17 protein-coding genes are annotated in these 23,100 nt (G+C 70.5%); 11 read left to right on the top strand and 6 right to left on the bottom strand.

The window, feature by feature from the left end; genetic code table 11:
- The first annotated feature begins 4 nt into the window (after positions 1 to 4).
- From ACIO1C_RS23295 to ACIO1C_RS23270, 6 genes are all read left to right on the top strand, one after another.
- Positions 5 to 949: a helix-turn-helix domain-containing protein gene (locus ACIO1C_RS23295; RefSeq protein ID WP_401866469.1), complete on the top strand. Its 945-nt coding sequence runs from the start codon at positions 5 to 7 to the stop codon at positions 947 to 949.
- 2 nt (positions 950 to 951) lie between these two features.
- Entirely contained in the window at positions 952 to 1,386 is a 435-nt protein-coding gene (locus ACIO1C_RS23290; protein WP_401866467.1) for an SgcJ/EcaC family oxidoreductase, read from the top strand.
- Positions 1,387 to 1,605: 219 nt separating this feature from the next.
- Complete coding sequence (locus tag ACIO1C_RS23285; RefSeq protein WP_401866465.1) at positions 1,606 to 2,583, top strand: tetratricopeptide repeat protein; 978 nt, start codon at positions 1,606 to 1,608, stop codon at positions 2,581 to 2,583.
- Positions 2,584 to 3,282: 699 nt separating this feature from the next.
- Entirely contained in the window at positions 3,283 to 3,849 is a 567-nt protein-coding gene (locus tag ACIO1C_RS23280) for a DUF6230 family protein (protein WP_401866463.1), read from the top strand.
- A gap of 112 nt (positions 3,850 to 3,961) precedes the next feature.
- Positions 3,962 to 4,516 carry a DUF6114 domain-containing protein gene (locus tag ACIO1C_RS23275; protein ID WP_401866461.1) on the top strand — a complete coding sequence of 185 codons (555 nt, stop codon included), beginning with the start codon at positions 3,962 to 3,964 and terminating at the stop codon, positions 4,514 to 4,516.
- Complete coding sequence (locus ACIO1C_RS23270; RefSeq protein WP_401866459.1) at positions 4,506 to 5,840, top strand: hypothetical protein; 1,335 nt, start codon at positions 4,506 to 4,508, stop codon at positions 5,838 to 5,840. The genes ACIO1C_RS23275 and ACIO1C_RS23270 overlap by 11 nt, the downstream gene beginning before the upstream one ends.
- 84 nt (positions 5,841 to 5,924) lie before the next feature.
- Here ACIO1C_RS23270 and pyk read toward each other — a convergent pair whose 3' ends face one another.
- The 3 genes from pyk to pta all read right to left on the bottom strand — a co-directional run bounded on the left by pyk (position 5,925) and on the right by pta (position 10,752).
- Positions 5,925 to 7,355, bottom strand: coding sequence for a pyruvate kinase (gene pyk / locus ACIO1C_RS23265; protein ID WP_401866457.1), 1,431 nt, complete (start codon positions 7,353 to 7,355; stop codon positions 5,925 to 5,927).
- A gap of 74 nt (positions 7,356 to 7,429) precedes the next feature.
- Positions 7,430 to 8,674: an acetate kinase gene (locus ACIO1C_RS23260; protein WP_401866455.1), complete on the bottom strand. Its 1,245-nt coding sequence runs from the start codon at positions 8,672 to 8,674 to the stop codon at positions 7,430 to 7,432.
- Positions 8,671 to 10,752, bottom strand: a complete 2,082-nt coding sequence (pta, locus tag ACIO1C_RS23255; protein WP_401866454.1) for a phosphate acetyltransferase — start codon at positions 10,750 to 10,752, stop codon at positions 8,671 to 8,673. Before pta ends, ACIO1C_RS23260 begins: the two co-directional genes overlap by 4 nt.
- 269 nt (positions 10,753 to 11,021) lie before the next feature.
- On the opposite strand from pta, the gene ACIO1C_RS23250 reads away from it, so the two are divergent.
- From ACIO1C_RS23250 to eccCb, 3 genes are all read left to right on the top strand, one after another.
- On the top strand, positions 11,022 to 12,047 hold the full coding sequence (locus tag ACIO1C_RS23250; RefSeq protein WP_401866453.1) for an ATP-dependent 6-phosphofructokinase: 1,026 nt from the start codon (positions 11,022 to 11,024) through the stop codon (positions 12,045 to 12,047).
- Positions 12,048 to 12,164: 117 nt separating this feature from the next.
- Positions 12,165 to 12,557, top strand: coding sequence for a hypothetical protein (locus ACIO1C_RS23245; protein WP_401866451.1), 393 nt, complete (start codon positions 12,165 to 12,167; stop codon positions 12,555 to 12,557).
- 15 nt (positions 12,558 to 12,572) lie between these two features.
- Positions 12,573 to 16,937: a type VII secretion protein EccCb gene (gene eccCb, locus ACIO1C_RS23240; protein WP_401866449.1), complete on the top strand. Its 4,365-nt coding sequence runs from the start codon at positions 12,573 to 12,575 to the stop codon at positions 16,935 to 16,937.
- Between the two features lie 37 nt (positions 16,938 to 16,974).
- On the opposite strand, the gene ACIO1C_RS23235 is transcribed toward eccCb, so the two are convergent.
- The gene (locus tag ACIO1C_RS23235; protein ID WP_401866447.1) at positions 16,975 to 17,649 is read right to left on the bottom strand and encodes a response regulator; all 675 of its coding nucleotides are present in this window, start codon (positions 17,647 to 17,649) and stop codon (positions 16,975 to 16,977) included.
- Positions 17,646 to 19,400 carry an ATP-binding protein gene (locus ACIO1C_RS23230; RefSeq protein ID WP_401866445.1) on the bottom strand — a complete coding sequence of 585 codons (1,755 nt, stop codon included), beginning with the start codon at positions 19,398 to 19,400 and terminating at the stop codon, positions 17,646 to 17,648. The genes ACIO1C_RS23235 and ACIO1C_RS23230 overlap by 4 nt, the downstream gene beginning before the upstream one ends.
- A gap of 134 nt (positions 19,401 to 19,534) precedes the next feature.
- On the opposite strand from ACIO1C_RS23230, the gene ACIO1C_RS23225 reads away from it, so the two are divergent.
- Complete coding sequence (locus ACIO1C_RS23225; protein ID WP_401866443.1) at positions 19,535 to 20,938, top strand: cation:dicarboxylate symporter family transporter; 1,404 nt, start codon at positions 19,535 to 19,537, stop codon at positions 20,936 to 20,938.
- Positions 20,939 to 21,071: 133 nt separating this feature from the next.
- On the top strand, positions 21,072 to 22,067 hold the full coding sequence (locus tag ACIO1C_RS23220) for a GNAT family N-acetyltransferase (RefSeq protein WP_401866441.1): 996 nt from the start codon (positions 21,072 to 21,074) through the stop codon (positions 22,065 to 22,067).
- Positions 22,068 to 22,127: 60 nt separating this feature from the next.
- Here the strand turns inward: ACIO1C_RS23220 and ACIO1C_RS23215 are convergent, their stop codons facing one another.
- A complete protein-coding gene (locus tag ACIO1C_RS23215) occupies positions 22,128 to 22,961 on the bottom strand; it encodes a MerR family transcriptional regulator (protein WP_401866439.1) in 834 nt (277 codons plus the stop codon).
- Positions 22,962 to 23,100 lie beyond the last annotated feature (139 nt).

Below are 23,100 nucleotides of genomic sequence, written 5' to 3'. Positions count from 1 at the left end.
GGAGATGCTTGAGCGCAGCAACCTGCCGCCGCTGCGCGGCGACCGGCACACGGGCGGGGACTTCCGCGCCGGCGTGGTGAGCCGCGCCCTGGGCCCCTTGCGCCTGACCGAGCTGGTGACCCCGGAGGGCGAATGCTTCCGCGACGCCCGCTCCGCACGTGCCCGCGACAGCGAGCTGTGGCAGGTCGAGGTGGTGACGCGAGGACAGGTACGCGCCGAGCAGGGCGGCAGCACCGCCGTGCTGGGACCCATGGACCTGGTCCTCATCGACCCGGTACGGCCGGTGCGGTTCGCCAGTTCCGCGACCACCCACGTGACCATGCTGATGCCGCGAAACCTGCTGCGGCTCGGCGCGGACGACGCCGCGCGGCTGGTCGGCGTAGGGATTCGTGGTGACCGGGGCCCCGGGGCTCTGGTGTCCTCGCTCGTACGGGACATGACGCGGACCCTGGACGGGTTCCGCGCCCACGAGGCGGACCGGTCGGCGGCCGCGCTGATCGAACTGCTCTCGGTGACGCTGGCGTCCCGCCTGGGGGACGTCCGCCCGGTCGACGACGACGTACTCCGTACGAGAGTCGTCGGCTTCATCGAGGCGAGACTGTCCGACCGGGATCTCACCCCGGCCAAGGTGGCCGCGGCACACCATGTGTCGGTGCGCCGGCTGCACAAGCTCTTCCAGGACCAGCCCCTGACCGTGGCCGCCCTGATCCGCCGGCGGCGCCTGGAGCGGTGCTACGCGGATCTGGCCCGGAGGAACACCACGGTCGCCGCGGTGGCCGCCTCGTGGGGTTTCGCGGACCCGGCGCACTTCAGTCGTCTGTTCAAGGCCGCCTACGGACACAGCCCGCGGGCACGCGTGTCCAACGACGGTGCACTGATCGTCAATGACCGTCTCGCCGGACCCGGCAAGGATGGCGGTGGAAAAGAAGAACAGCGGAAAGGGCCCTGAAAATGAATGCGTCGCTCGGCACACTGCGTGCTGTCCCTGCCCGGATGATCGAGGGGTGGAACCGTGGTGACGCGGCCGCGTTCGCCGCGGACTTCGCGCAGGACGCCGAACTCATCGATTTCGACGGCACTGTCCACAAGGGCCGTGACACGGTGATCGCGTTTCAGCAGCCGGTCTTCGACACGGTACTGAAGGGCTCCCGGCTCGTGCGGAGCGAGGTGGAGTTCACCCGGCTCGTCGGGCCGGGCTGCGCCGTGGTGCACCACCGCTTCGGCATGACGATGGCCGGCGAGGAGGAACCGCCGCCGACCCGTTACTTCCTCCAGCTGTTCGCGATGGTCTGGCAGAACGACCGCTGGGAGATCGCGACGCTGCAGAACGCGCGCCTGGTCTCGCTGGAGTCCGCCATGACCCTGGACGCGCAGGCGACCACGTAACGGAGGCCGGTGCCCGCCTGGCCGGTCCGGCCGGCCGGTGACCTGCTGTGAGGCAGTTCACGGCAGAGATCCCACGTGCGTCTCGCGGGTGAAAGTTAGGCTGCGACCGGTGCCGGAAGCCGTGCCGTACCGCCGTTCGGCCCGCGACGACAGCCGCGGGGAGGAATGGGTGTACACGCCGCTTTTCTCAAGCGCGCGCGGAGGGGGGAGGATGTACTCATGCAGCCTAGGAACATGTCCATGAGCGGCGTTGTCGACCTCGCCGCGGTGAAGGCGGCCGGTGAGGCCAAGGCGAAGGCGGAGCAGGCACGCGCCGAGGCCGCCCGCCACGGCGGGACCGCCGCCGTACCCCCCTCCAGCCTCGTGATCGACGTCGACGAGGCCGGCTTTGAACGCGATGTCCTCCAGCGGTCCTCCGAGGTCCCGGTCGTCATCGACTTCTGGGCCGAGTGGTGCGAGCCGTGCAAGCAGCTGAGCCCGGTGCTGGAGCGCCTCGCGCACGAGTACAACGGCCGGTTCGTGCTGGCCAAGATCGATGTCGACGCCAACCAGATGCTGATGCAGCAGTTCGGGATCCAGGGCATCCCCGCGGTCTTCGCGGTGGTCGCCGGGCAGGCGCTGCCCCTCTTCCAGGGCGCGGCCCCCGAGGCCCAGATCCGCGGGACCCTGGACCAGCTGATCCAGGTCGGCGAGGAGCGTTTCGGCCTGACCGGCATCGCGGTCGACGCGGAGGCGGAGGGCGCGCAAACGGCCGAGGCGGAGGAGGTCGTACCGGTCGGACCGTACGACGCCCTGCTCGAAGCCGCCGTACAGGCCCTGGACGCCAACGACTTCGGCGGCGCGGCGCAGGCGTACCGCAACGTCCTCGCCGACGACCCCGGCAACACCGAGGCCAAGCTGGGCCTGGCCCAGGCCGAACTGCTCACGCGCGTCCGGGACATGGACCCCCAGCAGGTGCGCGAGGACGCGGCGGGCAAGCCGGCGGACGTCCAGGCGCAGATCGCCGCGGCCGACCTGGACCTGGTCGGCGGTCATGTGGAGGACGCGTTCTCCCGGCTGGTGGAGACGGTCCGCCGGACGGTGGGCGACGACCGGGACGCGGCGCGGGTACGGCTGCTGGAGCTGTTCGAGGTCATCGGCGGGGACGATCCGCGGGTGACGGCGGCACGTCAGGCGCTGGCGAGGGTGCTGTTCTGACGCTGCGGGATTCTGTACGGGGATCCTGTACGGGCGGCTTCCGGCGCCCGGTATTCCGTATCCGGCCAATTCACACACGCAGCAGCCGCGTTTTGCTAAAACTTGGGGAACGCGGCTGCTGTTACTGCCAGTAAATCAACCGGCTTGCTCTGTCCGGTTTTTGGTGCCGATCCCCCCTTCTGTCGCCCCCCTTCGCGGCACCCTGAGTGGCGGGTCGGCGCCGGTGGGTCGCGGGCCGGTTATCTCGCCGTTACTAGCCAGTAACGAGCCCCCTTGTGTAGAGCTCGTGAATGCACGACGATCGGCGACGCTCGGTCCAATACCGCACCGGCACGGCAGCCAGCCGCGCCCGCCGGTCGAGGGTTCCCCGCCGAGTGGGCCGGCGGTACCGCCGCCGGGCCGGACAGGGGGGTTCCTGCTCGCGGGCAGGGCCTGTCCAGAGGTTGCGCGAAGGCGTGGCCAGTGGTTGTCGCTCGGGGGTGATCGCCGGAGAATCGGACGCGGCCCGCACGCACGTTGCGGCCCGCGCACCCGATCCGGGCGCTCCCCTTCCCGAGGACGTAGCACTTCTCCCATCCCAGGACGGGCCAGACCCGATCCGGAGATGTACGTCCGAGAAGGAGGAAATACATGGAGTCCCCAGCCCAAGTCCGTGGCGGGACCAGATGGCGGCGGTTCGCCGTTGTCATGGTGCCGAGTGTGGCCGCCACGGCCGCGATCGGTGTCGCTCTCGCACAGGGCGCGCTCGCCGCGTCGTTCAGTGTGTCTGGGCAGAGTTTCAAGGTGAAGGCGGCTCAGCTGGACGGTACCGATTTTGTCCAGTACGGCGGGGTCGCACCGGGACCCGGCGGTGTCTCGCATCCGGTGGTTGTCTCGGGGTTCAAGACCGCGACGATCACCAAGATGTGCCAGTCCGTGGCCACGAAGCTGCCGATCATCAACGAGAGCGTGACGCTGGTTCTCAACGCGGGCGGCGGCAAAGAAAAGGTCTCAGCGACAAATCTGTATCTCGACGTCGCTTCGCTTCAGACGGACGAGGCCACGTTCGGGGACATGGAGATCGGCGTTCCCGCCGGCCCGCTCAAGAAGGCGGGTGAAAAGGGAGACCTCAGCCCTTACGCCTTCGGACAGAAGGCCGCGACGGCCAAGCTGACGAACGTCAGGCAGACGGCCTGGGCGACCACTGCCGGGTCGTTCACCCTGCCGGACCTGAGTCTGAGCCTCAAGGTCGGGGATCCCAAGAACAACGAGTGCTATCAGGACTGAGCGCTCGACTCGGGCGGGCCGAGCCGCCCCGGGACCCTTCCCCGGTGCTGTTCGGCTCGCTCGGCCCCACTCCTACCGCAACCGCAACACCGCTTCCAGGGAGCTGTTTTCCATGAAGGCCGAGGCCGCGACCACAGATCCCCGCGGATTCACCTACTGGCGGCTTCGGTTCCGAGCCTGGCGTGGCAACCGCCCCTTCTGGGCCGGCCTGTTCACCCTCCTCGGCGGAATCCCGATCGCCTACTTCCCGTACGGGAATCTCAAGCTGGGCAACCTCACGCTGGCCATGTCCACCACGGCCGGGGCGGGTTCGCTGATCATCGGTGTCCTGCTGGTCACCCTGGGTCTGACGATGTGGTACCACAGCCTCGTCCGGGTGTTCTCCGGCGTGGCCGCGATCCTGCTGGCCCTGGTCTCGATCCCCATCTCCAACTTCGGCGGCTTCCTGCTCGGTTACCTCTTCGCGTTGGTGGGGGGCGGGCTCGCGCTCGCCTGGGTCCCCGTCAAGCACTACGTGCCCGAGGAGCCCGCGGAGGAGTACGACGAGTGGGCCCCGGAGCCCGATCGCCCCGGCGACCCCCTCCTCCCCGCCCCGCGCGAAGGGGCGGAACCGAACGTGACGGAAACGACTGCCGAGGCCAATGGCGGGAGGAACAGTGCGGGGTGACCACGCGCAGTGGACCGCGGCCGGGGACGACGACCCCCGGGTGCGGAGGGGGCCGCGTCACGCGGCACCCAAGAAGTCGCTCCTGAACAAGCTCCAGATACCCGCCGGCAAGGCGATGGCCCTGGCCGCGATGCCGACGGCGGTCTTCGTGGGCATGGGGCTCACCCCCCGGCTCGCGCTGGCCAGTGACAATCAGGACATCCCCTTCCTGCCGGGGCCGTGTGTGACCCGTTCCGACGAGCCCGACCCCTCGGAGTCGCCGAGCGGCTCGCCGTCGCCGTCGCCCTCGTCGTCGGAGTCCGCCGACCCGTCGGACCCGTCGGACCCGGCGGACCCGTCAACGCCGACCCCGTCCGACAGCGGTACGGCCCCCGCGCCGCAGCCGTCGGCGAGTTCGGCCCCCGCGCCGCAGCCCCCGGACCCGCCCCAGGGCGAACCGCAGCCCACGCCCACCCCGAAGCCCACGAAGACCAGGAACCCGCTGGACCCGCTGGGCCTCGGAGACGCGCTCGGCGACCTGCTCGGTGGCGGGAGCAAGAAGACGACGCCCCCGCCGGAGCCGGACAACACGGCGACGGCGACCCCGGAGCAGCCCGTACCGACCCCGTCGAAGACGCGGTCGTCGACCGACAGGCCGACCTCGACGCCGGAGCCGGACCGGCCCACCGGCCAAGCGTCCGACACCACCGACACCACCGACCCCGCCAAGGCCGCCGAGGACGCCATCAAGGACGCCGCCGACAAGGCCGGCGCCACGGTGGAGGAGCTGGACAAGGACGCGAAGGGGCTCGACACCCGCAAGGACGAGGAGATCCCGGAGGACGCGGACGGCAAGGAGCCGTTCCCGTGCCCGACCGCGGACCCCGAGGCTTTGGCCAACGCGAAGCAGGAGCAGGGCGTTCCCCGGCTGGCCAATGAGCCCTGGACGCTGGAGAGTTCACTGCTGACCCTGAACGGCCTCGACTACCACGGCATTGTGGAGGTGGAGACCGCGAGCGGCGAGCTCAAGAAGGTGCTCAAATTCACGGCCTCGTCCCTGGACATCAAGGACCTGCACCAGAGCTGGATCCACCCCGCGGGCGGACTGGGCCACACGACGGGCGGCCCGGGCACCACGTCGACCATCCGGGGTGCCGAGGTGACCATGTACACGGAACAGCTGAAGGGCAACCTCTTCGGTCTGATCCCGATCACCTTCAGCCCGGCGACCCCGCCTCCGCTGAACATCCCGTTCGCGTTCTTCACGGACGTCACGGTGCTCCAGGCGGGCCAGTTCGGCGGCACGCTGACGATCCCGGACCTCAAGAACTACGTCACGAACTGAACGTACGAGCACCGCGTACGGCTGTGGGCCGCACCCCCGATCCGGGATGCGGCCCACAGCCGTACAAGGAAAGACCAAACGCGGTCAGTCGCGGCCCTGGCCGCCGAGGTGGTGCACCCGGACCATGTTCGTCGTGCCCGGGATCCCCGGAGGCGAACCGGCGGTGATGATCATGATGTCGCCGTCGTTGTAGCGCTTGAGCTTCAGCAGCTCCACGTCCACCAGGTCGACCATCTCGTCCGTGCTGTTGACCCACGGCACGATGAAGGACTCCACGCCCCAGCTCAGCGAGAGCTGGTTGCGCGTCGACTCGTCCGTCGTGAAGGCCAGGATCGGCTGCGCGGCGCGGTAGCGGGAGAGGCGGCGGGCCGTGTCGCCGGACTGGGTGAAGGCGACCAGCGTCTTGGCGCTCAGGAAGTCGGCGATCTCACAGGCCGCGCGGGCGACCGAACCACCCTGCGTACGGGGCTTCCTGCCCGGGTTCAGCGGCTGGAGGCCCTTGGAGAGCAGCTCCTCCTCGGCCGCGACCACGATCTTCGACATCGTCTTGACCGTCTCGACCGGGTACGCGCCCACCGAGGACTCGGCGGAGAGCATGACCGCGTCCGCGCCGTCCAGGATCGCGTTCGCGACGTCGGACGCCTCGGCGCGGGTGGGACGGGAGTTGGTGATCATCGACTCCATCATCTGGGTCGCCACGATCACCGGCTTGGCGTTGCGGCGGCACATCTCGATGAGCCGCTTCTGGACCATCGGGACCTTTTCGAGCGGATACTCGACGGCCAGGTCACCGCGGGCCACCATGATGCTGTCGAACGCCGCGACGACGCTCGCCATGTTCTCGACGGCCTGCGGCTTCTCGACCTTGGCGATGACGGGGACCCGGCGGCCCTCCTCGTCCATGATCTTGTGCGCGTCCAGGATGTCGTCACCGTCGCGCACGAAGGAGAGCGCGATCATGTCGCAGCCCAGGCGCAGCGCGAAGCGCAGGTCCTCGACGTCCTTCTCCGACATCGCGGTCACGTTCACCGCCGCGCCGGGCAGGTTGATGCCCTTGTGGTCGGAGATCACCCCGCCCTCGATGACGATGGTCTTGACCCGGGGGCCCTCGACCTCGACGACCCGCAGCTCGACGTTGCCGTCGTTGATCAGGATCTGGTCGCCCTTGGAGACGTCCCCGGGCAGCCCCTTGTAGGTGGTGCCACAGATGGACTTGTCACCCGGGACGTCCTCCGTCGTGATGGTGAACTCGTCCCCGCGGACCAGCTCCACCGGACCCTCGGCGAAGGTCTCCAGACGGATCTTGGGGCCCTGGAGGTCCACCATCACGCCGACGGCGCGACCGGTGTCGGCGGCGGCCTGACGGACGCGGTGGTACCGCTCCTCGTGCTCGGCGTGACTTCCGTGGCTCATATTCAGGCGGGCCACATTCATTCCGGCCTCGATGAGCGACTTCAGTTGCTCGTACGAGTCGACGGCGGGGCCCAGTGTGCAGACGATTTTGGAACGGCGCATGAGGCGGATCCTATCGGTTTGTTTCGGCGCGGAATATTCCGTCTGGTGGAAAGTACAAATGGGCGGACTGCCGCTCAGGAGAGAGGCGTTCGAATCTCGTCCTTTCGTACGTTCTCCGTGCCGACCAGCGCGAAAGTCCGCTGCGCGATTTCCAGCTCCTCGTCGGTCGGGACGACGGCCACCACGACCCGCGCACCGTCCTGCGAGATGATCCGCGGCTCGTCGGAACGTACGGTATTGCGTTCCGGGTCCACCGTGAGACCCATGGGCTCCAGACCTGCGACGGCGGCCTCGCGGACCGCCGCCGCGTTCTCCCCGACGCCCGCCGTGAAAGCCACCGCGTCCACCCGGCCGAGCACGGCGGTGTACGCGCCGATGTACTTCTTCAACCGGTGGATGTAGACGTCGAAGGCCAGTCGGGCGCGCTGGTCACCGGCGTCGGAGCGGCGCAGGATCTCGCGCATGTCGTTGTCCCCGCAGAGGCCGGTCAGACCGCTTCTCTTGTTGAGAAGTTCATCGGTCTCGTCGACGGACATCCCGGCCACCCGCTGGAGGTGGAGGGGGACGGCGGGATCGATGTCACCGGATCGGGTGCCCATCACCAGCCCCTCCAGCGGCGTCATTCCCATCGAGGTGTCCACACACCGCCCGCCCCGGACCGCCGACGCGGAGGCGCCGTTCCCCAGATGCAGGACGATCACGTTCACGTCGGCCGGGTCCTTGCCCAGGAGCGAGGCGGTTTTACGCGAGACGTAGGCGTGCGAGGTCCCGTGGAAGCCGTATCTGCGGATGAGATGCGCGTCCGCCGTCTCGACGTCGATGGCGTAGCGGGCGGCGTACTCCGGCATCGTCCGGTGGAAGGCGGTGTCGAACACGGCGACCTGCGGGAGGTCCGGCCGCAGCTTCCGGGCGGTACGGATCCCGGTCAGGTTCGCCGGGTTGTGCAGCGGCGCCAGCGGCACCAGCCGCTCGATCTCGGCCAGTACGTCGTCGTCCACCACGACCGGTTCGCCGAACCGCGGCCCGCCGTGCACGACCCGGTGGCCGAAGGCCGCCAGCGCGGGGGAGTCGAGGCCCAGCCCGTCCTCGGCCAGCTCCTCGCCGACGGCCTTGAGCGCGGCCGTGTGGTCGGCGAAACCGCCCTTGCGCTCGCGCTTCTCTCCCGTACGAGGGGTGTGGACGAGCCTCGGGTCCTTCTCGCCGATGCGCTCCACCAGACCGACCGCGAGGCGGCTCGCGTCCGCCATGTCCAGCAGCTGGTACTTCAGCGACGAGGAACCGGAGTTGAGAACGAGTACCCGGGTGGGAGAGTCCGTCATGCCGTTCCGTCCTGGGCCTGGATCGCCGTGATCGCGACCGTGTTGACGATGTCCTGCACGAGCGCGCCCCGCGACAGGTCGTTGACGGGCTTGCGCAGCCCCTGGAGGACCGGCCCCACCGCCACGGCGCCGGCCGAACGCTGCACGGCCTTGTAGGTGTTGTTCCCGGTGTTGAGATCAGGAAAGATGAAAACTGTCGCCTGCCCAGCCACGTCCGAGCCCGGCATCTTGGTCGCCGCGACGGACGGCTCGACGGCCGCGTCGTACTGGATCGGGCCCTCGATCCGCAGCTCGGGGCGGGCCGCCCGTACCAGCTTCGTCGCCTCCCGCACCTTCTCGACGTCCGCGCCGGAACCGGACGTGCCCGTCGAGTACGAGAGCATCGCGATGCGCGGCTCGACCCCGAAGCGGGCGGCCGTGGCCGCCGCCTGGACCGCGATGTCCGCGAGCTGCTCGGCGTCCGGGTCCGGGTTCACCGCGCAGTCGCCGTACACCAGCACCCTGTCGGCGAGGCACATGAAGAAGACCGACGAGACGATCGAGGCGGTCTCCTTGGTCTTGATGATCTCGAACGCCGGGCGGATCGTCGCGGCCGTCGAGTGCACACAGCCCGACACCATGCCGTCGGCGAGGCCCTCCTCGACCATCAGCGTGCCGAAGTAGTTCACGTCCGCCACCACGTCGTACGCCAGCTCCACCGTCACGCCCTTGTGGGCGCGCAGCTCCGCGTACCGCTCGGCGAAGCGCCGGCGCAGGTCGGAGGCGGTCGGATCGATCAACTGCGTGGACGGGGCGCTCAGATCGATCCCCAGGTCCGCGGCCTTCTTGCGGATGACCTCCGGGTCGCCGAGCAGGGTCAGGTCGCAGACGTTCCTGCGCAGCAGCACGTCCGCCGCCCGCAGTACGCGCTCCTCGGAGCCCTCGGGCAGGACGACCCGGCGGCGGTGCGACCTGGCCTGCTCCAGCAGTTCGTGCTCGAACATCATCGGGGTGATCCGGCCGCTGCGGGCCACCGACATCCGCTCCAGCAGGTCCGCCGTGTCCACGTGGCGCTCGAACAGCCCGAGCGCGGTCTCCGCCTTGCGCGGGGTCGCCGCGCTCAACTTCCCCTCCAGGCCGAACAGCTCGGTCGCCGTCGGGAACGACCCGCCGGCCACCGAGATCACCGGCGTGCCCGGCGCCAGCCGGGACGCCAGCGTCAGCACCAGGTCCGCGGGCCGCTCGTCCAGCGTCAGGAGCACCCCCGCGATCGGCGGGGTGCCCGCCGAGTGCGCGGCGAGCGCGCCCACCACCAGGTCGGCGCGGTCGCCCGGGGTGACCACCATGCAGCCCGGGGTGAGCGCGCCCAGGAAGTTCGGCAGCATCGCCCCGCCGAACACGAAGTCCAGCGCGTCCCTCGCCAGGCCCGCGTCGTCACCGAGCAGCACCTCGCCGCCCAGGGCCTGGGTGATCTGCGCGACGGTCGGGGCGGCGAGCGCGGGCTGGTCGGGCAGGACGTAGCAGGGCACCGGGAGCTGCGACACCAGCCCCTCGGCGATGGCCGTCCGGTCCTCGGCGGCGACCCGGTTGACCACGACGCTCAGCACGTCACAGCCGAGGGCCTCGTACGCCCGGTGGGCGTTGCGCGCCTCCGACCGTACGGACTCCGCGGACTGGTCCTTGCCGCCCACCACCGCTATCACCGACGCGCCGAACTCGTTCGCCAGCCGCGCGTTGAGCGACAGCTCGTCGGGGAGCTGGGTGGCGGCGAAGTCGGTGCCGAGGACGAGGACGACCTCGTACTCCCGCGCCACCCGGTGGAAGCGGTCCACCAGGCGCGACACCAGCTCGTCCGTGCCGCGCTCGGCCTGGAGCGCGGTCGCCTCGTGGTAGTCGAGGCCGTACACCGCGGAAGGCTCCTGTGACAGCCGGTAGCGGGTGCGGAGCAGCTCGAAGAGCCGGTCGGGGCCGTCGTGCACCAGCGGACGGAAGACGCCCACGCGGTCCACCTGGCGGGTCAGGAGTTCCATGACCCCCAGCTCCACGACCTGCCGGCCGTCCCCGCGATCGATCCCGGTCACGTACACGCTGCGCGTCACGCGTGCTCTCCTGTCCCTGTCGGTGGGTGTTCGTCGTTTGTTCGTCGGGTGTTTCGTCGGTGATGTTTCGGTGGTGTCTGCGGGCGGCAATTCCCTCTTGACAATACCTCTGGGTACGGCTAGGAGCCGTTGGTCCCGTCCCCCGGACTCGGGGTGGCCGGATGCGCGGCTTCGCCGCCCCGCGTGGGAGGATCGAAGCGGCTCATGCGTGGGGTGCGGAGGGCCCGCCCCCGGAAAGCACAGCACTAGCGAGCGGGAGACACGGCACGATGCGTATCGGAATTCTCACCGCGGGCGGCGACTGCCCCGGCCTGAACGCAGTGATCCGGTCGGTCGTGCACCGGGCCATGACCGGGTACGGCGACGAAGTCATCGGCTTCGAGGACGGCTTCAAAGGACTCCTCGACGGCTACTACCGCCCGCTGGACCTGAACGCGGTCAGCGGCATCCTCGCGCGGGGCGGCACCATCCTCGGCTCGGCCCGCCTGGAGCGCGACCGGTTGCGCGAAGCTGCCGAGAACTGCGCGGAGTTGGCCCGCCGGTACGACATCGACGCGCTCATCCCGATCGGCGGCGAGGGCACGCTCACCGCCGCGCGGCTGCTGTCGGACGCGGGGATGGCCGTCGTCGGCGTCCCGAAGACGATCGACAACGACATCTACTCGACGGACCGTACGTTCGGCTTCGACACGGCGGTCATGGTCGCGACCGAGGCGATCGACCGCCTCAAGACCACGGCGGAGTCCCACCAGCGCGTCATGGTCGTCGAGGTCATGGGCCGCCACGCGGGGTGGATCGCGCTGGAGTCCGGCATGGCGGGCGGCGCGCACGGAATCTGCCTGCCGGAACGGCCCTTCGAGGTGGACAGCCTGGTGAAGATGGTCGAGGCGAGGTTCTCCCGGGGGAAGAAGTTCGCCGTCATCTGCGTCGCGGAAGGCGCGCATCCGGCCGAGGGTTCGATGGAGTACGGCAAGGGCGAGATCGACCAGTTCGGCCACGAGCGCTTCCGGGGCATCGGCAACCGCCTGGCCGCCGAGCTGGAACACCGCCTCGGCAAGGAGGCCCGCCCGGTGATCCTGGGCCACGTCCAGCGCGGCGGCACGCCGACGGCGTACGACCGCGTGCTCGCCACCCGCTTCGGGTGGCACGCGGTGGAGGCGGTGCACCGGGGTGAGTTCGGCCGGATGACCGCGCTGCGGGGGACGTCGGTGGAGATGGTTCCGCTGGCGGAGGCCGTGACGCAGCTGAAGCGGGTCCCGGAGAACCGGATGCGCGAGGCGGAGTCGGTCTTCTAGACGTCCTCGACTCCCTTGGACAGACGCCCTCGGAGTGGTCAACGGGCATGCTCACAAGGGTTGTTCTGTGCCAAGCTGGGGCTCTGACCGACCGGAGAGCAACGGGGGAACCATTCCATGCGACCCATGCGGATCGCCGTCGCCGTCGAGGCGGCGGAAGGCGACGCGGAAGAGACCGACGCCCTGACCCGGGAGCTCCAGGAGGAACTGCTGCTGCTCGACGCGGCCGCGTCCGTCGATCGCCCGGAGGGCGGAGACGCCCCGGCGGGTTCCAAGGGCGGCACGGTCACGACGCTCGGGGCCCTGCTCGTCACCGGAGCGTTCTCACGGGCGGCTCTGAACACGCTGGTCAGCCTGGTGAGCGAGTGGCGGCAGCGGGCGCAGGCGCGCCGCGTGGAACTCACCGAGGGTGACGACTCGCTGATCGTCGAAGGTGTTTCGAGCAGTGACCAGAAGGCGCTGATCGAGGCGTGGCTCCAGCGCCGGTCCGGCAGCGACCCCCAGCCGTAGGCCCGGGGAGACACCGTGAGCCGCGTCGCCCTGCTCATCGCCACCACGGACTACATCGACTCCGGACTGCGCCGCCTGCGCTCTCCCGCCTCCGACGCCCGCCGTCTGGGCGCGCTGCTGGAGGACAAGGCGATCGGCTACTTCGACCGGGTCATCCCTCTGGTCAACGACTCGAAGGCGGAGATCGAGGAGCACGTCGAGCGCACGCTGCGTGACCTCGGGCCCCACGACACCCTGCTGCTCTACGTGTCCTGCCACGGCATCCGGGACAAGCACGGACGCCTGTTCTTCACGACGCTGCGCACCAAGCGGGACCTGCCCGAATCGACCGCGATCTCCGCGCGGTTCATCGAGGAGCAGATGAGCCGCTGCCGCGCCAGAGGCAAGGTGCTCCTGCTCGACTGCTGCTTCGGAGGGGCGTACGTCCAGGGCATGGCGCCCTTCGCGCCCGACGACGGTGACTTGTCGGTGCAGGCGGCCGGCAAGGGCACGTACGTCATGACCGCCTCGGACGTCCTGGAGTTCGCCTTCGAGGGCGAGACGGTGAAGAGCCGGTCGGGAGTCTTCCACTCGGTGTTCACCGAAGCGATCATCGACGGCCTGAGCACCGGGCGCGCGGACATCGACAACGACGGTGTGATCACGGCGCACGAGCTGTTCCAGCACGTCGAGCGGCACGTCCGGGCGAGCGGGGCCCCGCAGACGCCGACCGAGTTCCGCTCCGGAGTGCAGGGCAACATCCCCCTCGCGACCGCCGCGTTGTGGCACCGGGGGCGGACCGCGGAGACCGATCCCTTCGTCTCCGACAGCCTCTCCCTGGGGGAGTTGCTGCCGGCGCTCGTGACAGGCCCCGACCGCGGTCTCTGCGCGCCCGACTGGCCGCCGAACGGACAGCTCACCGTGCCGCTCGGGAGGATGTACGACCCGGCGCAGGGTCTCCAGGAGACCTTGACGCTCGACCTGTCCGGGGGCGCGCCGCACATCGGCGTCGTGGGCGGCAGGTGGAGCGGCAAGACGTCGGTCCTGCGCACCCTCGCCTGTTCGCTGGCGCTCACCCACACCCCGGACGAGGTGCAGATATACGCCCTGCACGGCGAACCGGACGGGATGACGCGCCTGGACGCCCTGCCGCATGTGGGGATGGTGGCGGACTACGCCCGCGGCGACGACGTACGCACCCTGGTCGACGGCATCATGGCCACGCTGAAACGGCGCGAGAGGCTCTGCAACGCCCTGCGTATCCGGTCCCCGAAGGCCTTCCGCCAGAAGCGGACGCAGGGGGCGCTGGAAGGCGAGTCGAACGGCGAAGTGTTCCTCCTCGTCGACTCCTGGCCGGACTTCGCGGCGCGCTACCCGGAGGAGTCCCGCCTGCTGCTCGGCGTCGCCCAGCAGGGTGTCTACTACGGCATCCACCTGGCGGTCTCCACCGACCGGTGGAAGGACCTGCCCGAAGACCTCTTCCTGCACCTCGGTACGTGGGTCGAACTCGCCCTCGCCGACCCGCAGGAGTCGCGGATCGACAGTGACCTCGCCGGCGGGATCCCGCCGGGCCAGCCCGGCTTCGGACTGACCCGGGGACGGCGCTACGTCCGGCTGGCGGTCCCCGCGCTGGCCACGGCGGGGAGCCCGGGGGAGACGGCCACGCCCCCGGGGACCGGTGACGAGGGTGCGGAACTCGACGCGCTCCTGCACCAGGTGGCCGCGGCGTGGCGGAGGCCGGGCGCCCGCCCGCTGAGCACGTACCGGGACGACGGCGACTCCGTCCCCCGCCTCCTGGAGCTGCTGCCGCTCCCCGGGGAATGGGACGCCGACCCCTCGTCCGCCTGGACCACGAAGCCGGAGCGCAGACTCACCACCCCGGTGGGCGTCGACGCCAACGGTGCCCCGGTCGTGCTGGACCTGAAAGAGGCCGCACTGGGAGGCTGGGGCCCGCACGGTGTGTGTGTCGGCGCCACCGGTTCCGGCAAGTCGGAGCTGCTGCGGACCCTGGTCCTCGGGCTGGCGGTCACCCACTCCCCCGAGACGCTGAACTTCGTCCTGGTGGACTTCAAGGGCGGTGCCACCTTCGCGGGGATGGCCCGCCTGCCCCATGTGGCGGCGGTCATCACCAACCTGGCCGACGAGCCGTCCCTGGTCGGCCGCATGGGCGACGCGATCCGCGGCGAGGTCAACCGCCGGCAGCAGGTACTGCGCGACGCGGGCAACTACCCCAACATCCATGAGTACGAACGGGCGCGCGCGGCGGGGACACCGCTGATGCCGCTGCCGACCCTGGTCATGGTCATCGACGAGTTCACCGAGCTGCTGACCGCCGAGCCCGGCTTCCTGGACGTGCTCGTCCAGATCGGCCGCATCGGCCGTTCGCTGGGCATTCACCTGCTCCTGGCCTCGCAGCGCCTGGAGGAGGGACAACTGCGCGGTCTGGACACCCATCTGTCGTACCGCATCGGTCTGCGTACCTTCTCGGCCGGGGAATCACGCGCGGTACTGGGCGTGCCGGACGCCTACACGCTGCCGTCCGTGCCCGGCTCCGGTTATCTGCGGTTCGACATGGACCACATGGTCGGCTTCCGGGCGGCCTACGCGTCCGGCTGGGCCGGGGCGGACGCGCGCGGCGCCGACGGCGACTCCCCGATGGACCTCATCCTGAACCGCCTCAAGGATCAAGGCCCCCCGGCCCACCCGATCTGGCTGCCGCCGCTGGACCAGGCACCGCCGCTCGACGCACTGCTGCCGGGCCTGACGGTCGCCGAGGGGCGCGGCCTGACGTCCCCCGGCCACACGGCCGAAGACCTGCCGCTCGTCGTGCCGTTGGGCCTGGTGGACAAGCCGTACGAGCAGCGTCGCGACGTCCTGTGGCGCGACTTCGCCGGCGCCGCGGGCAACATGCTGATCACCGGTGGCCCGCAGTCCGGCAAGTCGACCCTGCTGCGCACCCTGGTGTCGTCCTTCGCCCTCACCCACACCCCGCAGGAAGTCCAGTTCTACGGACTGGACTTCGGCGGAGGAGGTCTGTCCGCCGTGGCGGAACTGCCGCATGTGGGCGATGTCGCCTCCCGGCTCGACCCGGAGCGGGTCCGGCGGACCGTGACGGAGGTGGCCGGGATCCTGGACCGGCGCGAGGAGTACTTCCGCTCCTTGCGTATCGAATCCATGGCGGCCTACCGGCGCGGTCGTGCGCGCGGAGAGATCACCGACCAGCCATGGGGGGACGTCTTCCTCGTCGTGGACGGCTGGGGAAGTCTCCGCCAGGAGTACGAGACGCTGGCGGAGACCGTCACCGACCTCGCGTCGCGTGGCCTCGGCCACGGAATCCACGTCGTCCTCACCGCCAACCGCGACGCGGACGTGCGTCCGGCGCTCAGGGACCACCTGATGAACCGGCTCGAACTCCGGCTCGGCGACCCCGCGGAGTCGGAGTTCTCCGTCTCCGTCGCCGCGAACGTCCCGGCGGGCACTCCCGGGCGCGGGCAGACGCCCGAGAAGCTGCACTTCATCGCGGCGCTGCCACGGATCGACGGCGTCGCCTCCGACGAGGACCTGCCCGACGCGACTGCCTCCATGAGCCGCGCCGTCGCACAGGCCTGGCAGGGCCCGCCCGCCCCACCGGTCCGGTTGCTCCCCGGAGTGCTGTTCGCCGACCAGCTGCCGACAGGCAACGCCACCCCGGCCTACGGTGTCGCCTTCGGCATCGACGAGAGCGCCCTGCAACCCGTTTACGTCAACTTCGAGACCGATCCCTTCTTCCTGGTCCTCGGGGAGAGCGAGTCCGGGAAGACCGCGCTCCTGCGCCTGCTGGCCAAGCAGATCTGCGAGCGGTACACGCCCGACGAGGCGCGCGTCGTCGTGGTCGACTACCGGCGGAGCTTGTTGGGCAGCGTGCCGGACTCGCATCTGATCGAGTACGCCGCCTCGCCCACCACGGTGGACACGCACATGGAGGCACTCAGGGATCTCTTCGTGAAGCGTCTCCCGCCGGAGGACGTCACTCAGCGGCAACTGCGCGACCGGAGCTGGTGGTCCGGTCCGAGGATGTTCGTGTTCGTCGACGACTACGACCTGGTCGCGACCTCGCGCGGCAACGCGTTGGCCGTGCTCACCGAACATCTCCCCTTCGCCCGCGACGCCGGCGTCTGCTTCATCATCGCCCGCACCTCCGCCGGCGCCTCCCGCGCCGCGTACGAGCCGTTCACCCAGAGGGTCCGGGAACTGGGCGCCCAGGGCGTGGTGCTCTCGGGCGACCCCACGGAGGGCGAGATCCTGGGCAACGTCCGGGCCCGGCCGCTGCCTCCTGGCCGGGGCCACTTCGTCTCCCGCCGGAAGGGCGCCACCCTGATCCAGGTGGGCTGGCAGCCAATAAGCCCGTCCGCCGCTCAATAAGCCCGTCCGGCGTTTGAGGACAAGGCGGCACGCCCGCCTAACGCCACCGATACTGGAGCTCCGGCCGACCCACGTGCCCGTACTGGGGGCTCCGTTCCGCCCGCCCCACCGTCACCAGGTGCTCCAGATACCGCCGCGCGGTAATCCGCGAGATCCCCGCCCGCTCCGCCGCCTCCGCCGCCGTGAGGCCACTCGCGGACTCCCGCAACGTCCGCGTCACCGCCTCCAGCGTCGGCCCGCTCAGCCCCTTCGGCAGGGACGCCGGACCAGGCGTACGGAGCGCGCCGAGCGCCCGGTCCACCTCGTCCTGACCACTCGCCTCCCCCGACGACGCGCGGAACTCCGCGTACCGCACCAGCCGGTCCCGCAGCGTCGCGAACGTGAAGGGCTTGAGCACGTATTGCACGACCCCGAGCGACACCCCCTCCCGTACGATCCCCAGATCCCGCGCCGACGTCACCGCGATGACGTCCGCCTGGTGCCCGCCGGCCCGCAGGCTCCGCAGGAGGTGGAGGCCGTGGCCGTCGGGCAGGTACAGGTCGAGCAGGATCAGGTCGATCGCCGTACGCTCCAGCACCCGCCCCGCCTCCGCCCGCGAGTGCGCGACACCCGCGACGGCGAAGCCGGGCACCCGGCGTACGTACAGCTGATGGGCGTCGGCGGCGACGGGGTCGTCCTCGACGACCAGCACCCGGATGACGCTCCCGGTCACGACGCGGCCCCTCTCGGCCGGGGAACAACGGACACGCCACCCGAGCCGGACGCGCCACCCGAGCCGGACGCGCCACCCGAGCCGGACGCGACAGCGCCACCGACCGCACCCCCGCCGGAGGCGACCGGCAGCCGTACGGTGAACTCCGCCCCGCCCTCCGGCCCCTGCGACAGCTCCACCGTCCCCCGCGCCCGGTGCACCGCCTGCTGGACCAGCGCCAGGCCCAGCCCCCGCCCCGGCCCCCGTGTCGACCAGCCGCGCCGGAACACCTCGGCCCGGTCGCCCGGTTCGACCCCGGCGCCGGTGTCCCGTACCCCCAGCAGCAGCACCCCGTCCTCGACCAGCGCCGTCACGGTGACACGAGCGGCACCGACGGAACCGCCTCCGCCCCCCGCCGCCCCGGCGGCCCCCGCCCCCGCCGCGTCCACCGCGTTGTCGATGAGGTTCCCCAGAATCGTCACCAGGTCGCGCGCGGGCAGCGACGCCGGCAGCACCCCGTCGTCGATCCGGCTGTCCTCCGCCAGGACCAGCTCCACACCCCGCTCGTTCGCCTGCGCCGCCTTCCCCAACAGCAGCGCCGCCAGCACCGGTTCGGCCACCGCGCCCACCACCCGGTCCGTCAGCACCTGAGCCAGCTCCAGTTCCGCCGTCGCGAACTCCACCGCCTGTTCCACGCGGTCCAGTTCGATGAGCGACACGACGGTGTGCAGCCGGTTCGCCGCCTCGTGCGCCTGCGACCGCAACGCCTGCGTGAAGCCCCGCTCCGAGTCCAACTCGCCCGACAGCGCCTGGAGTTCGGTGTGGTCGCGCAATGTGATGACCGTGCCCCGCTGCTCACCCCCCACCACAGGACGGGTGTTGACCACCACGATCCGGTCGTCGGTCATGTGCACCTCGTCGACCCGGGGCTCCGACGCCAGCAGTGCCCCCGTCAGCGGCACCGGCAGCCCCAGGGCCGCGACCGGCCGCCCCACGGCCGAGTCGTCCAGGCCGAGCAGCTCCCGCCCGCCGTCGTTGATCAGCGCGATCCTGCGCTGTCCGTCGAGCATCAGCAGCCCTTCCCGTACGGCGTGCAGCGCGGCCTGGTGGTAGTCGTGCATCCGGCTCAGCTCCGCCGCGTTCATGCCGTGCGTGTGCCGCCGCAGCCGCGCGTTGACGACGTACGTCCCCAGCCCGCCCAGCATCAGCGCCACCCCCGCCGCCAGGAACAGCACCCGCACCTGCTCGGTCACCTGCGTGGAGATGCGGTCGACGGTGATGCCGACGCTGATCAGCCCGGTGATCTCCCCGCCGTCCTTGATCGGGGTCACGGCCCGCATGGAGGCGCCGAGCGTGCCGGTGTAGGTCTCGGTGAACGTGTGTCCTTCGAGCGCCGGGGCCGTACGCCCCAGGAAGGGCATGCCGATCTGCTTCGGATCGGGGTGCGTCCAGCGGATCCCTCGCGGATTCATGATCGTCACGAAGTCGACCCCGGTGTCGTGCCGGACCCGCTCCGCGTACGGCTGGAGGGCCGCCGTCGGGTCGGGCGTACGGATCGCCTCCCGTACGGAGGGCGAATCGGCCATGGCGCGCGCCGCGGCCAGAACCTGCCTGCGTGCCGTCTCGTCCGCCTGGGCACGATCGGTGACGTACGCGAAGACCGCGCAGCCCGCCACGACGGCCGCCACCAGCACGACCTGCATCGCGAAGAGCTGGCCCGCCAGGCTGCGGGGGCGGGGGAGGCGGCGGAGCAGCCGTCGGAGCAGACGCATGGCCCAAGTCTGCCTGTCCGGAATCGTATGAACGAAATGAACGCAAGGGTGACCGGGGTCACACGGTGGTGGATAGTCGCCGGGACCCCAGTCGGGACGACGGGGGCATCGCAGGGACGAGTCAAGGAGGACCCGTGGCCGCAGCAAGGCGGGACCGTACGCATTATCTGTACATAGCGGTGATCGTAGCCGTCGCGCTCGGCATCCTGGTGGGCTTCGCGGCTCCTGGCGTCGCCGTCGAACTCAAGCCGCTGGGCACGGGCTTCGTGAACCTGATCAAGATGATGATCTCCCCGATCATCTTCTGCACGATCGTGCTCGGAGTCGGCTCGGTCAGGAAGGCCGCCAAGGTCGGCGCGGTCGGCGGACTGGCCCTCGGCTACTTCATGGTGATGTCGACCGTCGCCCTGGCCATCGGCCTGGTCGTCGGCAACATCCTGGAGCCGGGCTCTGGCCTGCACCTCACCGAGGCCACGAAGGGCGTGGGCGCGGCGCAGGCGGAGGGCGCGAGCGAGTCCCTGCCGGACTTCCTGCTCGGCATCATCCCCAAGACCATGGTGTCCGCCTTCACGGAGGGCGAGGTCCTCCAGACGCTGCTGGTCGCGCTGCTCGCGGGCTTCGCGCTCCAGGCGATGGGCAAGGCGGGTGAGCCGGTGCTGCGGGGCATCGGGCACATCCAGCGGCTCGTCTTCCGGATCCTCGCCATGATCATGTGGGCCGCTCCGGTCGGCGCCTTCGGCGCGATGGCCGCGGTGGTCGGCGAGACGGGCGTGGACGCGCTCAAGTCGCTCGCCGTCATCATGATCGGCTTCTACATCACCTGTGCGATCTTCGTCTTCGTCATCCTCGGCGCGCTGCTGCGGTTCGTCGCCGGGATCAACCTGCTGCTCCTGCTCAAGTACCTGGGCCGCGAGTTCCTGCTGATCCTCTCCACCTCGTCGTCGGAGTCGGCCCTGCCGCGCCTGATCGCGAAGATGGAGCACATGGGCATCAGCAAGCCCGTCGTCGGCATCACCGTGCCGACCGGCTACTCCTTCAACCTCGACGGCACCGCCATCTACCTGACGATGTCCTCGCTCTTCATCGCGCAGTCGATGGGCGACCCGCTCTCGATCGGTGAGCAGATCTCGCTCCTCCTCTTCATGATCGTTGCGTCCAAGGGCGCGGCGGGTGTCACCGGCGCCGGTCTGGCGACCCTGGCCGGCGGCCTCCAGTCGCACCGCCCCGAGCTGGTGGACGGGGTCGGCCTGATCGTGGGCATCGACCGCTTCATGAGCGAGGCGCGCGCCATGACGAACTTCGCGGGCAACGCGGTGGCGACCGTCCTGGTCGGCACGTGGACCAAGGAGATCGACAAGGAGCGGGCGGGCGAGGTCCTGGCGGGCCGCATCCCGTTCGACGAGACGACGCTCCTGGACGACCACGGTCCGCACGTCGGTGACTCCGACGCCTCCGACGCCTCCGACTCCGACTCCGAAACCCCGGCGTCCGAGCCCACCGGGAAGATCGTCACCGAGAAGACCCAGGCCGGGGTCTGACCCCCCTCCATACCCCTGGCCTTTCCCAGGACCGGCCCGTACGACGCACACGTACGGGTCGGTCCGCATTTCCGTGGCGTGGCCAATAGTCGTATTTGGGCGATTGGTCGCTTTTTCGTCTACGGTTCGGATCATGAGCGCAGACCCCGTCTGGTCGGTACGCCCGCTTCGCGCGGCTGATGTGGACGGCGCCGTGGAGTTGTTGATCCGTGCGAGCGCGGCCGACATCCGGCACCTTTTGCGTACGGACCTGTCCGTCACCGTCCGGGACGCCGTCGGCGGCGCCCTGGTCGCCGAGGGGGACGGACGGCTGGTGGGCGCGGCGAAGGTGACCGCCGACCCCGTCTTCCCCGGCACGGCCACCGCCCTGGTCGCCGTCGACCCGGCGGAGCGCGGGCGGGGGATCGGGACGGCGCTCGCGGACCGGCTGATGGGCGCGTGGGAGCGGGCCGGTGGCGGGCGGGCCGGTGGCGGCGGGACCGTGAGCAGCATGCTGCGGGACGACCTCCCCCGCGGGCGGGCGTTCGCCGAGCGGTACGGCTTCGGTGTCGTCCATCACAGCGTCGGCTTCCGCTTCGACCTGTGCGGGCACGAAGGGGAGTTGGCCGCGCGGGCCAAGTCCGCGCTGGAGCACGCGGGCGTACAGGTCCGGCTGGCGACCATGCTCGCGGAGGAGCGGACGATCGTGGACTGTTTCGAGCGGTGCGGGCAGGGCCTTCCGCTTCCGCTGGAGGCCCGGCCCGACCCGCGCGCGTGGCTCGCGCTGTGCCCGCCCGACACCGTCTTCCTGCTCGCCGAACCGTCCCCGGCGGACGCGGGCCCGGCGCCCGGGACGGCCGCGGTGACCGGGACCGTACGCCCCGAGGGCATGACGATCCTCTTCCCCCGGACGGACGCGAACAGCTGGCACGTGGCCTTCACGGGCACCGACCCCGACCACCGGGGCCAGGGCGTGGCGACGGCGGTGAAGGCGGCCTCGCTGCTGTACGCGTGCCGGGCCGGCGTCGAGACGGTCACGACGCACAACGACGAGTCGAACCACGCCATGATCCGCGTGAACACCGTGCTGGGCATGGTCCCGGACGTCGGCTACTGGACCCTGACCCGTACGCCGGCCACCGCTGACTGACCAGCTCGGACCGGCGGCGGGGATGATGCAGCCACGAGCGGTGAGTGTGCGATCGGGCGATCATGGTCCCGTTTCGTGGTCGTCGTCCGCGCGGAAAATGGGCCAGCCGATCTCCGTGATCCACTGGGAGGCCTCGGGTGTGTCACGTGCGTCGCGCAGGTAGTACTCGCGCAGCGGGCCGGCGATGCCGATCTCGTGCCGTGCCGTGTAGGCGCCCAGTTCGCCGTAGGTGAGGTCGGCGTCGGCCAATGAGCCGCGGTGGGTGATGACCGCCAGCTCGGCGGCCGGAACGACCAGGGCCTCGACCCGGCCGATGGGGCGTACGTGCCCCTCCACCGGGACGAAGACGGTGGCCCGGCCGCGGTCGTCCTGGAAGATCTCATCGGCGTACAGGCCGCCGCCGGGACCGGCCGGATTCAGGTCCTGGGCCTGGACCGCGGCGCGCAGTTCTGCCCACGCGCCCTGCCACCACGCCAGCAGGTCGGCGCGGTCCACCACGGTGCTGATGCCCATGGCCGGGCAGGCGGGCACCGTGCGGTGCTCGACCGGGGCCGCTGCCGGGCGTCGCAGCAGGTTGCGCAGGGAGTCGACCGCCGAGCGGGTCCGGGCCAGCTCGGATTCCAGGCGGTCCAGGTGGGTGGCGATCAAGGCGCTGCGTGTGGCGACGTCCGGGGTGGCCAGGACGGCTTTGACGTCCGTGATCGGCATGTCCAGGTCGCGGAGCCGGCGGATGACCTGTGCGGTGGGAATCTGGTCGGGTGTGTAGTAGCGGTAGCCGGTGTCCGGGTCGACCTCGGCGGGGTGCAGGAGGCCGACCTGGTGGTAGTGCCGGAGCGTCTTGACGCTCAGGTGCGTCACCCTGGAGAAGTCCCCGACCATCAGTGCCTGCCTCATGGGGTCAGTATCGACTCTCCCCCTGCCGGAGGGTCCACGTGCGGGCCGAGTGTTGACCCTCCCGCCGGGGGAGCGCCGAAGGTGGTGATCAGGCCCACCGAAGCGGTGGCGCAAACCCCGTCTCAGGGAGGTTCGCTCT

Source organism: Streptomyces sp. NPDC087420, assembly GCF_044744165.1.
Lineage (GTDB): Bacteria > Actinomycetota > Actinomycetes > Streptomycetales > Streptomycetaceae > Streptomyces.
The sequence above is the reverse complement of the archived record's forward strand: the minus strand, read 5'-3'. Positions and strand labels throughout refer to the sequence as shown.